Below are 13,289 nucleotides of genomic sequence, written 5' to 3'. Positions count from 1 at the left end.
CTGTTTAGAGGCGCTAATCCGCTTTGATGCAGCAGCGCTCTAGTCATCCGAGAGTGCATCTCGATAATCGGTAGCAGCCAAGAATTGTTGCTCATGGTAACCACTGCCTCTCAATTGAACAGTAACGTTATTAATATATGGGTAGTATTCACTTAAGGCTGTTTGGCTATCTTTAGCTACGTACATGACACTCGTTGTGGAGATGGGTAATCCTGCTAAACCTGCTTTAATCGCACTTGCTGGTGGTCCTCCTACTGTACGCCATATCGGCATTTTCCCATGTAATGGTTGGGGGATGATTTAGGTATGATGTAGTGGTGCCCGGAATTCACCTTGCCATGTAACACGTTCTTCTTCGTTAATCTTCAGCAGTAAAGCCAATTTCTCTTCAAACAATTCTTCATAGTTACTCACATCAAAACCTAATAACTCATATGCACCTAGACGTGAACCACGTCCTGCTACAATTTCCGCACGTCCATTTGAAATCAGATCCAACGTTGCAAAGTCTTCATAAATCCGTTGCTGTGCAGAGATGCGCTGGCCTGTTAAATGGAATAGAGACCGATCTCCATACCTTTTTCTTGGTGAATACAATATTGTTCCATCTTTGTCTGTCCTTCCATATGAGTTCCATGGAGGCTTAGAAACCAAAAGTTGGTTTCATCTCAATTCATTCGTTGATCTTACTGGCACCTAGTCCGAGCTTCTTGAGAAGATCGGTTAACTGTATTTTTTCTTCAGTGGTAATCGAAGACAGATTTTTGGATTTAATCCTAATGTTTAATTAAGTTAAATTTATTAATTCAATCAGTATACTGCTGAAGTATTCTTTGTTAGCAGAGATTTTCTCCAAGTTTGAGTGAAACAACTGATCCTCCTCCTATCAAAAAAGCAGCCCCGTCAGGAGCTGCCTCATGTATTATGCCTTATATTGTAATCTTATCTGTTTCCTCTAACCAGCTAACTTACTCGGCACCCGGATAAGGATTGATCTTCTGGATCGTTCCATCTTCGTTGTAGTTCAGCTCCGAATATTTAACGCAGCGCTTGTGGTTGACGCCTTCAGACAGGGAGCTGTCGTGATAGAACAGATACCACTTGTCTTTAACTTGCACAATGGAGTGATGGGTTGTCCAGCCGATAACCGGAGAGAGAATCTCGCCCATGAACGTGAATGGTCCCATCGGGTTCTTGCCGATCGCATATACGAGCTTATGCGTGGTTCCTGTAGAGTAGGACAGGTAGTAATAGCCGTTATATTTATGCACCCATGGGCCTTCAAAATATCTCCGTTCCTCATCCCCAGCCAGAATCGGATTCCCGTCTTCATCGACAATCGATATCTCGGCAGGCTTGCCTTGGAAGGACAGCATGTCGTCGCTAAGCAGTGCAACTTGCGGTCCAAGCGCCGGCTGGTCAGGAGCAGGTCCTTCTGCATCTGGCACGAAGCTACCGGTCTGCCATTTCTCCAACTGGCCACCCCAGAGTCCGCCGAAATAGATGTATGACTGATTGTCGTCATCCACCAGTACGGCCGGATCGATACTGAAGCTGCCTTCCATATAATTCGGTTGCGGCATGAATGGGCCTGCCGGAGACTCTGATGTTGCCACACCCAGACGGAAGATGTCGTCATGATCCCGTGCCGGGAAGAACAGGTAATAGGTATTGTTCTTATAAGCGGCATCTGGTGCCCAGAGCTGCTTGGAGGCCCACGGAATATCTCTCAGATGCAACGCTTCGCCGTGATCAACCACCGGGGAATCGAAGTTGTTCATCGAGAGGACATGATAGTCTTCCATTTTATACTGGTCGCCGTTATCGTTGCTCGGCTCGTCATGATCGAGGTCATGGGAAGGATAGATGTAGATTTTGCCCTCGTAGACATGGACGGACGGGTCAGCAGTGAAGATGTGGGTTACGAGCGGCTGGTGGGGCTTAGGTAGTTGTTGTTGATTCATAAGGCATCTCCTTTGGTATTGGAATAATAGAATCCTTCATATACGGGATTACGGTAATTCATTGATTGCATCCTCAGAATTAAAAGCAAGCGTTTACAATCTCTAATGTTATTGTATAAGCTCCGCTTATTCTTTCCTAGTACACATAATAAAGAACTTCCCCCGAAAAAATGTACAATTCCCGCCCATCTCATAATTCTTATATTCTACAATGAAGTGATCTTTTTTGCGTTGTCTTGTCGCACATATTATTTCTTCTCCTATGGATCACAACCATTATATGTCTTCACAAGTTTTTGAGCTCGTAAGCTTTTTTCTCGAAGTTCCACCGTCTCACGTTCGTAATACACTTTTCCTTTATTATCACTTCACTCTTTCGGAAATATTTTCACTTATTTCTTCAGGATTTTCAACACCAATGATCAACTTTGATATGCTGAACATACCAACTTTCAAGCTATTCAAATCTAAATGAAGAGTTTCAAGCTCATTTTCAAAAAAATGGAGTTGATAACCACCATTTGATCTAAATAACCCATTTCTCTTTTCTCCTAATAAAGCACCATATAGTTTAAAAGCATTGGGTATTGGTCTACCTGTTGTTATTCCCTCGATTGAAGAGTATGGAATTTGCAACCCTTTATCTAATTTTAAAAAGGGTGAGTTTCCAAAGTCGATGTTTACGTAGGTTTCCATTAGTTGAATTTTACGTTCCATATTTTGATTCCCCCACTTTCTTAGCAAATAATCCATTTATTTCATAACCCATAATTACATATAATACCACAGACACCTCTTTTATTCATGAAAGTCTAAGCACTGCCTTCCGCGCCTTCGCGGGTTACGTCCTCCTTTTTATATTCCATTTCCAATCATTTATTAAAGAACCTACGCGTGTAGCATGTAGTGCTTAAACAGGGACTTATCTTTAACCTAAACACTAAGAAAATACTATATTTTCACTGGACAATTAGTTTATTTTTCCTACACATTTGTTAAATGAAATTGTATGAAACTTAGTTAGGTGTTTATCTAATCGGCAATCGGTACAAGTTCTTGTCTTTGGCTCGGGACAAGAACTTGTACCGAAAAACAAAAAAGCCGCTAAATTAGCGACTTCTTCATCTCTTTCAAGCGTCTCTTAGCACAAAATATATGCTTAGATCTCAAGCTCATCTACTTGGTTACAACTGTATGTTATGACCTGCTAAAATCATCACCAATTTTAAAACAGAATGGTTTCGGGGGTAACACCCTTAGGATACTCTTCCTCCCATACGTTTTTCTCTACATAGGCTTGGTACCACATCTCGGCAATTACATCCGGATCATTAATTGCGCCAGTACCTGACTCCTTGATCAATAAACCTAATGAGCGGTGGCCCACAAAAATCCCTTGAGTAGACAATGAAGTATGAAGATTAGTAACATAATTGCGTAACCCTGAAAGAGCAATACCGATATTCCCCATCATGGACACAGGGTACATGGCGGATAATCCTGAGGTAAAGAGCAAGGCTCCCTCTTTCCTGGCGAGCATATCAGGGAGAACCGTATTGACGACATGGATGGCACTAACCACATTCGCCTCAAATGCGTCCCTGGCGTTCTCCGCCGTTAACTCCAATACAGAAGTGGGAGGATAATTGCCTGCTGTTGGACTGAATTCCAACACATCAATCTGACCATACTTTTCTTTCATGTTGGTCATAGCCTGTTCAATCTGTTCCTTGTTAAAAATATCTGCTACGAAATAAGATGCCTCGATACCATCCGCTTTCAGTTCCTCCACCATATCTTGCAGTTTTGCAGCATTTCTTGCAACTAATGCCACTTGGAAGCCGCGCTTGCCAAAGCTCTTCGCAATAGATAATCCTAATCCCTTACCTGCACCAACAATCGCCAGTGTTTTCATTTATGATTCTCCTTTTATGAATGAGTTAGTGAGTTCAATTGACAGTTTTAATTGTAAAACGTACCCTTAAAGGGCTCAATGGTTGATATAATTCAATGTGTTAATTAAACATCACTTTTGATAAATCCGACTATTATTTATGGAGGGGAAGCACGAATTGGGTAAAGATAAAGTGGATCTGCGCATTCTCAAAACGCGGAAAGCCATTAAAGAAGCGTTTCTGAGATTAGTACAAACCAAAGGCTATGAACGAATTACTGTGCAGGACATTGCCAAAGAAGCGATGATAAATCGCAACACATTTTATTTGCACTATGTAGATAAACCTCAATTCATGGAGAAGTTATTTCAGGAAAACGTGGAGAGTTTAAATGCTTGCTTAAGCCTGGAAGTGAGTTCAATTCATGAGATGGATAAAGATATGTTTGCGACCATGTTAAAAACGATTTTCGACGATATTGAAGCCAATATGATATTCTTTAAGACAATGATCACTCAAAATATTTATCCAAACTTCTCCGTTTACTTGAAAGAGGCTTTTAAAACGATCATTTTTTCGGGAATCGGCGATCATCGCCACGATGAGAAGATAAAAATTGGCATCGAATACATGATATCTGGATTGGTAGGAGTAATTTGTCTCTGGATAGTTGAACCGGAGAACTACAGGGTAGATAACTTTATCGAGCAACTGAGTGAAATTCACTATTCTAACATGGTTGACTTGCTGAAGGATACTTGATAATAAACTAGTATGATCTGAACAGAAAGGCTATTCTTGCCGAATCTGATCTGGCTCGACTCCCTGCTTAGATCTGTCAGAACTAGGCAGGCATAGAATAATGTTTGCAGCCGAGAGAGTTCAGGTTGGTAGGATGGCCCGCCTGTTTCACCATACTTTGAATCAACTTGCTTAATGGGTAATTACCACCACTACAAAGCAGAATATCCCCGTTAAGTATAAATTCTCACTTACATACAATTGATTTCATTAAACCGAAGATTATTTATAATCCATATTTTGTAAAATTAATCTTAATCCAAAATAGCAAATAATCGGTTGCTTCCTTTATGATGTTGAGCTTGAATGCGGCAAGTGTCTTTTTGTACTTATGAAATTTGCATTCACGATCTTAGGTGGAACCCCTAAGCACATATTCGCGTCCCGATGGTTGGCGCAGATTGATTGGTCTTTACCGGAAAAAAGTTATTTCTAATAAAAAAATCGTTATTCACGCGAATTCTTAAATTCATGTGCTTTTTTCTTGCCACATGATCTTCATCATGATGCTATTTAGATAGATACCTAATCCGAAATGACACAACGTTCTTGTCCTTAAAACAAAAAAAAGCCGCTGTAATAGCGACTTTAATGGAACAATGTTCTTGTCCCTCGACAATTTCGTTCTATTTTTGTTTTTATAAGTTCCCCTTTCTTGCTTTTTTTAGCGATGTCACTCTTCGATCGAATTCATAATAACTTTAAGCCTTGCGAAGCATTTGTCTCTCGCTTAGATGTGAAAGCATATCCTTCGTCATGGCCTTCAGGTCGTAGCGAGCATGAAATCCCCATTCTGTTTTCGCTGCCGTCGCATCAATGGAATGCGGCCAGCTATCGGCAATCGCCTGTCTCTTCGGATCAACGTCATAATCGAGGATAAAGCCTGGAAGCTCATCCCGAATCGCTGCAGCGATCGCCTCCGGATCCACGCTCATTGCGGTGACATTAAATGAATTTCGGTGCATCAACCGGGAAGAATCCGCTTCCATCAAATCGATGATAGCGTTCAGGGCATCCGGCATATACATCATGTCCATGTTTGAGTCCTTGGCGATATAAGATGTATATCGGCCAGCCGTCACGGCTGCGTAATAAATTTCCACGGCGTAATCCGTCGTTCCTCCGCCGGGAGGCGTCATATAAGATATCAAACCCGGGAATCGCAGTCCCCTAGTATCCAGGCCGTATTTGTGAAAATAATAATCACAAAGCAGTTCGCCGGACACTTTGTTCACGCCGTACATCGTATTGGGCCTCTGGATCGTATCCTGAGGGGTATTGTCTTTCGGAGTCAAAGGACCAAAAGATCCAATGGAGCTTGGAGTGAAAAATTGGCAGCCGAGCTCCCTGGATATTTCAAGTGCATTCATCAATCCACCCATATTCAAATTCCAGGCAAGTAGCGGTTTCTCCTCTGCGGTAGCCGACAGCAGCGCAGCCAAATGGATGACGGTATCAACTTCGTACCGCTTGGCGATTTCGAACATCGCCTTATCATTCGTCACGTCCAGCAGCTCGAATGGCCCGGATCGGGTAATTTCGTGGGCTGATGATCTGAGATCCGTAGCAATGACGTGATCCGCACCATAAATTTCACGTAATTTAACAACTAACTCAGAACCGATTTGGCCCAGTGCTCCGGTCACCAAAATCTTGTTCATAAGACATTCCTCCCGAAATGTACTCCCGCGAATGCAGCTAAATCAGCTTCATTTCCTTGCCAACTTTCTCATAAACGGAGATCACCTGGTCGAGCATATCCTTGGTATGGGCAGCTGTCGGCATGTTGCGTATTCTTCCGGTTCCTTTCGGAACCGTCGGAAACAGGATTGCCTTGGCGTAAACGCCTTCTTCATAAAGCCGTTTGCTGAACTGTTGGGTGGTTACTTCATCGCCAATGATACAAGGTGTGATCGGCGTTTCGCTTTGGCCTACATCATATCCAAGCCGGCTCAAGCCATTTTTCAAATCATTGCCGTTCTCCCACAGCTTCTCGATCAGCTCTTTGTCATTCATCAAAATGTCGACAGAAGCGCTACAAGAAGCGATTGCAGCCGGAGGTAGCGATGTCGAGAACAGAAACGGACGGCTTCTCAGCTTCAACCATTCAATCAGTTGTTTTTTACCCGCCACATAACCGCCGACAACGCCAATCGCCTTGGAAAGAGTACCAATTTGAAAGTCAATGCGGTCGGACAATCCAAAATGCTTCACGGTTCCCGCACCTGCTCCGAGAACGCCCGAACCATGGGCATCATCCACATAAGTAATCAGATCGAATTCTTCTGCTATTTTCACGATTTCAGGCAGCTTTGCTATATCACCATCCATGGAGAAAACCCCGTCGGTGATGACCATAATTTTATGGTACTGACCGGATTCCTTCGCATCTTTCGCCTGCTGTCTTAAATCATTCATATCCGAATGCTTAAAGCGAATCACCTTGGCTCTCGACAGGCGGCAGCCATCAATAATCGAAGCGTGGTTCAGCTCATCTGATAAAATCGCATCATGCTGGTCCATTACCGCGGATATAGCAGCCATATTGCAGTTAAATCCCGATTGATACACGATAACGGCTTCCGTTTTTTTGAAACGGGCCAGTTTTTCTTCAAGCTCAATATGAAGATCCATCGTACCATTAATTGTTCTCACAGCCCCTGCGCCTGCCCCGTATGTCTGCGACGCCTTAACTGAAGCATCAATCAGGCGGTGATCTGTTGCCAGTCCCAAATAGTTATTGGAAGACAAATTGATTAAGGACTTTCCGTCGATACGAATAACAGGACCATTTGCACCCTGTAGCGTATCGATGACGTTATATAGACCTTTAGTCTTTAGATCTTCGATGTTCGAACTTAAAAATTGGTCCAATGCTTGACTTGACATTCCATTCCCTCCTCGATATACGTATGTCCTCGTACAGGAGACACATAATTCTCCGGGAAAAACCTGTTATAAAAAGGGTTAGATTGATTTTAATGTATCATCTTTTTATTTTTTTGTACACATGTGGCGGACAAAAAAATAAAAATATCCGCAAAAAAACATAGCGATTGCTTCCCCCATTCCCGGAAGCAATCGCTACTAAATCTTTGCTATACTTTTTGTTACATTCTATACTAATTCATCATGTATTAAACTATTATTATGCAATGAGAAACTCTATTTCAACCTGTGAGGTGATTTGATGAACAAGATTTTAGCGATCTCGATTTTGGGAATGGGTTTAACAGGTGCTGTTTTAATCATCTCAATTGCTCTGTTGTTTAACCCTCCAATAGGAAGTGTGTTGAAGATGGTTACTGCTGCTTCAACATTATCTTTTATTATATTTGCTGTCTCGGCTTTGATATTTCGTCGGCGATTAGATGATGAAAATAGTGAGTAGTATATTTATACTTCCTCGATTTAGGACGAATGCTTCGCAGTAGCAATCCTAACAATGTTTCTGCTTATCTTCAGAAAATAATGAAACATGCATTCCCCCCTACAAGCACCCATGCTAGAAAATAGAATCTTCTGTTTTAAAATATATAGAAGCAGTGGCTTTCTATACCTTATTTTTCCATAACAGTCCAATATAGTTGTACCGTTCTTCCTGTTCGATCCGTTGTTTCTCTGTGTAGAGCGTTTGAATGGTTCTACAAAGTCACTTCTACTAAGCCTACAGCATGTAAGATACTCAGCATCACCAAAATTACCGATCGGACTGTGAAAAATAAAAACATCACTTTGCCGGGCAACACCCACTGTTTTCCCTTTATATCAAGTACGTGATCGCTGACCTGAACTTGGGGCGTCCTAGTCTACGGAGGAGCCCTTTTTCGTGATTTAAATACTCATACGTAAACATATACAAAAAAGGATCGTTAGCATTTCTGCAACGATCCCTGTTGTCAGTCCGCTAGTTGAAATCAGCAGATGATCAATTTGATACCTTATTAAGTTTGATTAAGCTAACGTTTCTCGTTAGCTTAATCTCGACAATAGATCGCTTTCTTTGTAACGATCTCTCTTAAGCTTTTAGATTCTATAGGATAACAGTGGAATTAATATTAAGCTTACTCGAATAACTCTCTGAGCATCCTATCCTTGTTATTCACAAACTCTTTCATAATCATATAATGGTCGGTTTCTTCCAATACTTGGACTTCGATACCATCTGGCTTTAGATTGTAAATAATCGAATCTGGGTATGCCATAAGGATCGGGGAATGGGTCGCAATTATAAATTGAGAGTTTTGCAAAACAAGTTCATGGATTCGTGTCAGCATCGCCATTTGGCGAAGGGGAGACAGTGCAGCCTCAGGCTCATCCAGTATATATAATCCATTCTCCCCGAACCGATGAATGAAAGTGGAAAAGAACGACTCTCCGTGCGATTGCTCATGCAAGGACTTGCCACCGTACGAATCTTTAATAGGGCGAATAGGGCGACCGAATGAAGGCTGGCTGTCCAACTCATCGATCGTTGTGGCTAAATTATAATAACTTTCTGCCCGGAAGAAGAAGCCATCCCTTGGGCTTCGCGGACCTCTGATCAATTGTATATATTCATATAAGCTCGAGTGAGTAGCCTGGGTTGAAAAGGAAAAGTTGATCGTCCCACCCTCCGGGTTAAATCCCCATGCGACAGCAATGGACTCCATCAGTGTTGATTTACCCATCCCATTTTCACCTACGATATAGGTTACCTTGGGGTGGAAATCAAGAGTATTTAGGTTTCGAATGACCGCCAAATCAAAGGGGTAACGATTATAGGTGGGTACTTGTTGCCTCTTAATCTGAATTTGTCGTAAATAGGGATGCTGTATATTAATATAGTTCACTCCCTTTTAAAACTTTGATCGTTATGCTTACCTATGTTGGGAAACGCTGACTCATGTTAGTCTCGCCCTTTAGTTTACTCCATCAAACAAATAATACCACATACCGAAACTAACCTGCCCGTTAGTTTAATGAAACAGATAAATGTTCTAATCGACATCGGTACCATGTTCTTAAAATCGTCATTCAAACGAAGTCTTATATTAATGTGGGTTTTATCTCGCCATAGGAGTTCCATCATGCTACTATTTAGATAACTATCTAATCAGATATGACACAATGTTCTTGTCCTTTTGGCAATGGAACCAAGTTCTTGTCCTCAGCTGGGACACTGCCATGCTTATTCATATGAAAAGAAGTCCGCAGAATCTGCGGACCTAATTGTGTAATACATCATGTTCCTCATAGTGCTTCAAATCAAGAAAATACCTCACGATTACGGAACGCTCGATATGTACCAAGTACAACTACAGCTGTAACTACAGTTATAATAAGCAAATACAACTGTAGATATGACACCTCCACCCTGAATATGGAGTAGTTTACTGGAGTTTGGAACAGTCTCGTTACCCGCATCATTGTACTGAAGGAAAATTCCTCAATCCACTTCGCCCATCCTGGGTTAAAGTTCATCACATCAAAAGCCAGATAGGGCACGCCTACAATAGCCACATTAATGATTATGGCAACAAACGCCGTTGAACTGAGCGAAGAAACCCATAGCACAACGCATCCAAAAATCAGGCTGCCTGCCAAGTGTGTGACCAACTGAACTACATAATACTGAAGCGCAGACAACCTATAAGGCGAGAACTCATAATCGAAGCCTTGAAAGTACATGCCTACACTCTGTATTGGGGTATCTGCTCCAGCCAAATTTCCAAACCTCAACCAGTAGATTAGCAAGTTGATACTTGTAAACAAGATGACGCATAGGACAATATATACTATTGAAGCCATCAATTTAGCCGATACGATTTGGCTCTTCCCTCGCTTGCTGCTGCGTACCAACGCTGCCGTTCCCAATGCATATTCCTCTGCAAATACGGGAGCCAGTCCCAGCAAAATCATGATCATCATAAAAAGCACGCCAAATTGATCAATGTATTCCAACAGATAACCCCAAGGTTTATTGTAGTGAATCTCAGTGACGTTTACGGTCCGTTCCATGACATTTCCGCTATCATCAGTTTTGGTGTAGTTTTTTATGAATTCCGGCGAAAATAGGGAAATCTCATAAAATACGCCATATCGGTTCTGATTCGCTTCATCACTGTAACCCTTGTTTTGTAACTGTTCCTGTGCAGCCTGAACCTTCTCAGCTGTAATGGCTCCTTCATAGGGTTTGTAGAACGATGTACCCTTCATCGGCCCCGGATGTCCGAGATAGGCATACAGAACAAGCAGTATTAGTAGCCCGGTGAGTGCAAGATAGATACTTTTACGCGTCATTATTTTAACAAATTCATATCGGGTCAACCGAATCACGATGTCGCCTCCTCATCAAAATAGTGCATATATACGTCTTCAAGCCGAGGGGCCTCTGGCATAGCTTGTGGGACAGGCCGTTCTTTTGCCAAGATTCTCGCCACAATACCATCGGACTGATAGGACAATCCGCTTACCTTGAAACGAGAGGTGAGTTCGGCAAGCTGCTGTTCTGTTAACGTTGCAGTCCAAACGCTGCCTTGCATACTGTTCATGATCGCTTCCGGTGTGTTCTGTGTAATCAGTTGACCTTCATTCATCAGGATCATTTCCTTACACGAGAACTCCAGATCAGAGATAATATGCGTCGATAACAGTACAATCCGGTCTCTTCCCAACTCACCGATAATGTTACGAAATCGAATACGTTCCTTCGGATCAAGGCCAGCCGTAGGTTCGTCGAGAACTAGAATTTGCGGATCATTTAGCAAGGCTTGTGCAATTCCGAGCCGCTGCTTCATACCGCCAGAGAACGTACGAATTTTATGTTGTGCCTGCTTTTCCAGATCAACCATACGTAATGTCTCCTGCACTCGAATAGCGGCTTGATTCGTACTCAGTCCTTTTAACGAACACATGTACATGAGAAATTTATGAGCACTGAAACGATTATAAAATCCAAAGCGCTGCGGCATATAGCCCAATATATCGCGATAACGATCCCCCATCTGTTCAATGGGTTGCCCATCCAGCATAATTTGTCCGGACGTTGGCTTGGCGATGTCTACAAGCATGCGAAGCAGCGTTGTTTTGCCCGCTCCATTTGGTCCAAGCAGGCCGTAGACGCCACCGCTGAACAGCTCTAGCGTGAACGATTTCACGGCCCACTTGTTTCTATACTTCTTGGATACGTTATCCATGGTCAATTTCAAAGGAATAACCTCTTTCCGTTTGTGATGTATATTTTCGCGTCATCTGCCGGATCTGACTGATCAACAGAACCACTCCACATAATGCGATTGCAATAAGTACTGGGGTCTGGATAGATTGTACTAAAGTAACAAATCGGGGATTGCTTAACATAAGCCAGAAAAGCCCAAACCATGCGACCAAGAAAATACTAACAGCTGTTCCACCCCGAACACGCATAGCCAGCCACAAACTAGCCCCTGCCGCAATCATCAGTTGGGTATACCACAGACCGACGCCACTCCATGAGATGAAACTTCCTCTTCCGCCAGATACCAATAGCATAAGAAGCAGAACAAATACCATATTTCCTGCAAGCACGACGATCAGACGAGTCAGCATTAGCTGTTGTGCCGTAATTTTACAGGTCAGTTCGATCTCCATCAGCCCCTGATCCCGACCTTTGAATACTTCCAGTAATCCGAGAATAAAAGGTACAGGTACCAGAATAAGTCCACTCATGTATGGGGATATTGTGCTGCGGGTTCCCAACCAGAATCCGCACAACAGAAGCAATGCGCAAACTAGCCAGTACGATTTGTGGAAAACCATAACCTCACCCCGAACGAGTTGGAACAGTTCTGTAAATGATTTCCCCGGTGATTGCTCCAGATGAACATTCATCTGTCCCGGCATATGTGCATCCAAGGCCCTTATCGTCCTATCGATCTCCATCTCGGATGGATATTCAACCACATAGTCATCCAAAAAAGGGGCAATTTCGGCGTACTCCTCCATCTCTAATTCAGCTCGACGCTTCCTTCTATCTTCGTTTTCTGTACGTTTCATCCCGCTCACCTCCCACAATGATCTCTTTTAACTTTGTTATGCCCAAGCGTATACGTGATTTCACTGTCGACTCATTCGATCCCGTCAGCTCGGCAACCTCTTTGATCTTTAGCCCGTTGTAATAGTTCAGAATGACTGCGTCCCGCTGGTGCTCAGGCAAACTTTGTACCGCCAGCCTGACCTTATCGTTCTGAAGCCGTTTATAGAATATGTTCCACACATTCTGGTGCTCACTTGCTGGGAGCGCCTCTTCTGTTAACTCACTCTCTCTGAGTTGTTGCTTGAACTCGCGCCCACGAAAATAATCCATACAATGATTCACTGCTATTTTCAATAACCAGTGACTGAATTTTCCGTTATCTCGATAATTCCCCAATGAATTCATCATTTTTACAAATACCTCTTGAGTTAGATCAAAAGAGATATGATAATCTCCCGTTTTTCGGTACACATATGAAAATATCGACTTGTAATGCCGCTTCACCAAAACTTCCATTGCAGCCCGACTACCTTCACGAATCTCATGAATTAATTCTTCATCATCCAACGCTCCCTCACCCCCCCAAACTAATTAACGATAACTTGATCATAAAAGATCAAAACTATTTATGTC

Annotated in this window: 12 protein-coding genes and 1 pseudogene; 2 read left to right on the top strand and 11 right to left on the bottom strand. The window is 42.6% G+C overall.

What is annotated here, in order from left to right:
- Positions 1-51: 51 nt before the first annotated feature.
- The 4 genes and pseudogenes from MKY95_RS17355 to MKY95_RS17340 form a co-directional block, all read right to left on the bottom strand.
- A pseudogene (locus tag MKY95_RS17355) lies at positions 52-522 on the bottom strand (LLM class flavin-dependent oxidoreductase); the annotation flags it as partial.
- 446 nt (positions 523-968) lie between these two features.
- A complete protein-coding gene (locus MKY95_RS17350; RefSeq protein WP_315373423.1) occupies positions 969-1,964 on the bottom strand; it encodes a glycoside hydrolase family 43 protein in 996 nt (331 codons plus the stop codon).
- A 363-nt stretch (positions 1,965-2,327) separates the two neighbouring features.
- Positions 2,328-2,681, bottom strand: a complete 354-nt coding sequence (locus MKY95_RS17345; protein ID WP_338587030.1) for a hypothetical protein — start codon at positions 2,679-2,681, stop codon at positions 2,328-2,330.
- Positions 2,682-3,189: 508 nt separating this feature from the next.
- Complete coding sequence (locus tag MKY95_RS17340) at positions 3,190-3,879, bottom strand: SDR family NAD(P)-dependent oxidoreductase (RefSeq protein WP_315372706.1); 690 nt, start codon at positions 3,877-3,879, stop codon at positions 3,190-3,192.
- A gap of 157 nt (positions 3,880-4,036) precedes the next feature.
- On the opposite strand from MKY95_RS17340, the gene MKY95_RS17335 reads away from it, so the two are divergent.
- The gene (locus MKY95_RS17335) at positions 4,037-4,621 is read left to right on the top strand and encodes a TetR/AcrR family transcriptional regulator (RefSeq protein ID WP_051447337.1); all 585 of its coding nucleotides are present in this window, start codon (positions 4,037-4,039) and stop codon (positions 4,619-4,621) included.
- A gap of 740 nt (positions 4,622-5,361) precedes the next feature.
- Here the strand turns inward: MKY95_RS17335 and MKY95_RS17330 are convergent.
- The gene (locus tag MKY95_RS17330) at positions 5,362-6,321 is read right to left on the bottom strand and encodes an L-threonine 3-dehydrogenase (protein ID WP_076250511.1); all 960 of its coding nucleotides are present in this window, start codon (positions 6,319-6,321) and stop codon (positions 5,362-5,364) included.
- A gap of 37 nt (positions 6,322-6,358) precedes the next feature.
- Complete coding sequence (locus MKY95_RS17325) at positions 6,359-7,549, bottom strand: glycine C-acetyltransferase (protein WP_315372705.1); 1,191 nt, start codon at positions 7,547-7,549, stop codon at positions 6,359-6,361.
- A 301-nt stretch (positions 7,550-7,850) separates the two neighbouring features.
- Here MKY95_RS17325 and MKY95_RS17320 point away from each other — a divergent pair, with 301 nt between their 5' ends.
- On the top strand, positions 7,851-8,051 hold the full coding sequence (locus MKY95_RS17320; RefSeq protein ID WP_237175103.1) for a hypothetical protein: 201 nt from the start codon (positions 7,851-7,853) through the stop codon (positions 8,049-8,051).
- 673 nt (positions 8,052-8,724) lie between these two features.
- Here MKY95_RS17320 and MKY95_RS17315 read toward each other — a convergent pair.
- The 5 genes from MKY95_RS17315 to MKY95_RS17295 all read right to left on the bottom strand — a co-directional run bounded on the left by MKY95_RS17315 (position 8,725) and on the right by MKY95_RS17295 (position 13,223).
- A complete protein-coding gene (locus tag MKY95_RS17315) occupies positions 8,725-9,483 on the bottom strand; it encodes an AAA family ATPase (protein WP_339199997.1) in 759 nt (252 codons plus the stop codon).
- A 424-nt stretch (positions 9,484-9,907) separates the two neighbouring features.
- On the bottom strand, positions 9,908-10,978 hold the full coding sequence (locus MKY95_RS17310; protein WP_315372658.1) for an ABC transporter permease subunit: 1,071 nt from the start codon (positions 10,976-10,978) through the stop codon (positions 9,908-9,910).
- Positions 10,975-11,850 (bottom strand): ABC transporter ATP-binding protein, encoded by an 876-nt coding sequence (locus MKY95_RS17305; RefSeq protein WP_315372659.1) that lies wholly within the window; start codon positions 11,848-11,850, stop codon positions 10,975-10,977. Before MKY95_RS17305 ends, MKY95_RS17310 begins: the two co-directional genes overlap by 4 nt.
- Entirely contained in the window at positions 11,831-12,676 is an 846-nt protein-coding gene (locus tag MKY95_RS17300; protein ID WP_221821440.1) for a hypothetical protein, read from the bottom strand. Before MKY95_RS17300 ends, MKY95_RS17305 begins: the two co-directional genes overlap by 20 nt.
- Entirely contained in the window at positions 12,651-13,223 is a 573-nt protein-coding gene (locus MKY95_RS17295) for a sigma-70 family RNA polymerase sigma factor (protein ID WP_237175107.1), read from the bottom strand. The genes MKY95_RS17300 and MKY95_RS17295 overlap by 26 nt, the downstream gene beginning before the upstream one ends.
- Between the last annotated feature and the right edge of the window lie 66 nt (positions 13,224-13,289).

This window comes from Paenibacillus sp. FSL P4-0176 (assembly GCF_037975265.1).
Lineage (GTDB): Bacteria > Bacillota > Bacilli > Paenibacillales > Paenibacillaceae > Paenibacillus > Paenibacillus amylolyticus.
Note: the sequence above shows the minus strand (reverse complement) of the source record. Positions and strands in the feature narration are given on the sequence as shown.